Source organism: Nostoc sp. UIC 10630, assembly GCF_010747425.1.
Lineage (GTDB): Bacteria > Cyanobacteriota > Cyanobacteriia > Cyanobacteriales > Nostocaceae > Nostoc.
In genome coordinates this window covers 1-1,178 of sequence record NZ_JAAGOG010000446.1, presented here as the reverse complement: position 1 = coordinate 1,178, position 1,178 = coordinate 1, and the positions used below count along the sequence as shown (strand labels likewise).

Sequence of the window (1,178 nt, the reverse complement as noted above, 5' to 3'; positions counted from 1 at the left end):
ATAAGTAAGTCGGCGGAAAAATTTATAGCTATGTAACGAAAAGTTAAGGAGAATTGTTCGAGTAAAATTTAACACGTTCTATAGTATAGTTTCCTCGCTCTCCTCTAGCTTGAATACCATTTATTACTCCATAGGCAAGGTCTAATTCATCGTCAAACACTTGTCCTGATAATTCATTTTTTTTGAGGTGCTGCCACTCCAATTCAATTGGATTCATTTCGGAGCAATATTTGGGTAGAAAGAAGATATACAATCCCATCTTTTCCCACTTAGACCATAACTGCTGTACCTCCCTGCACCGATGTATTGGGCCGTTGTCTTGCACTATTACTTTGATGCGCCCAGATTTTTCGGCTTGAAGTGCTTCTTCCTCCATCATCTGGATATAAGATTTTCTGTCAACGCCACCAATAACCAAACCGTAAATAAAGCTAATAAAAGGTTGAAGAAACCCAATAATACTTAATCTCCTACCACGGCGTTTGGTTTGTTCTAGCCGTTTTTGCTCACCTCTAAAGTAATAGCTATAACCCGGCTCACTCCATGCACAAAACCCTGATTCATCCAAAAATTTTAAATCTATTTCTCCACTGGCAGCAGCTAATTCCAGCATTTCTAGGACTGAAGAGTTTCTGCGCTCGTACTACTGGGTCTTGTTTTCCTTTATGACTCTTCCTTGCTCGTTTCCAAATGACCCCCTTTTTTTAAGTACCCGTCTTAATCTGTCGGGACTCATTTTAATGGAGCGATCGCGTTCTAATTTCTCGGTGAGTTGGCGACTGTTGTAGGTGCGTGGCTCTTTTTTAAGGCATTCTTCTAAAAATATGATGTCAACTTCACTCAACTTTGGTTTTACCCCTCGACCGGTTAATTCCCAAAGACCTTCCACTCCCAACTTCTGCCATTTATGTAAGACTTCTCTAACTGTTTGTGGAGTCCAATTAAAATGATCTGCTATTTTTTCTACGTACCAACCATGTGCATTCAATCTGATGACTTCTGCTCTGTCTTTTACTTTCTGTGGCACATCCGCAGTTCTAAGTTTTAGCAGGCTGCGGTCTTGCTCACGAGTGAGGAATACCCTTAAACGAGCGCCCATATACAAGTGACCTTAGTAGATATATCCTACGTATTTACTTATCTTCACATAGTTTCGTTTTTTTATGCCGACTTACTTA

The 1,178-nt window shown here is 40.2% G+C and carries 1 pseudogene; it reads right to left on the bottom strand.

Annotation, left to right across the window (positions count from 1 at the left end):
* Positions 1-43 precede the first annotated feature (43 nt).
* Positions 44-1,099: pseudogene (locus tag G1O98_RS38290) on the bottom strand (IS630 family transposase).
* Between the last annotated feature and the right edge of the window lie 79 nt (positions 1,100-1,178).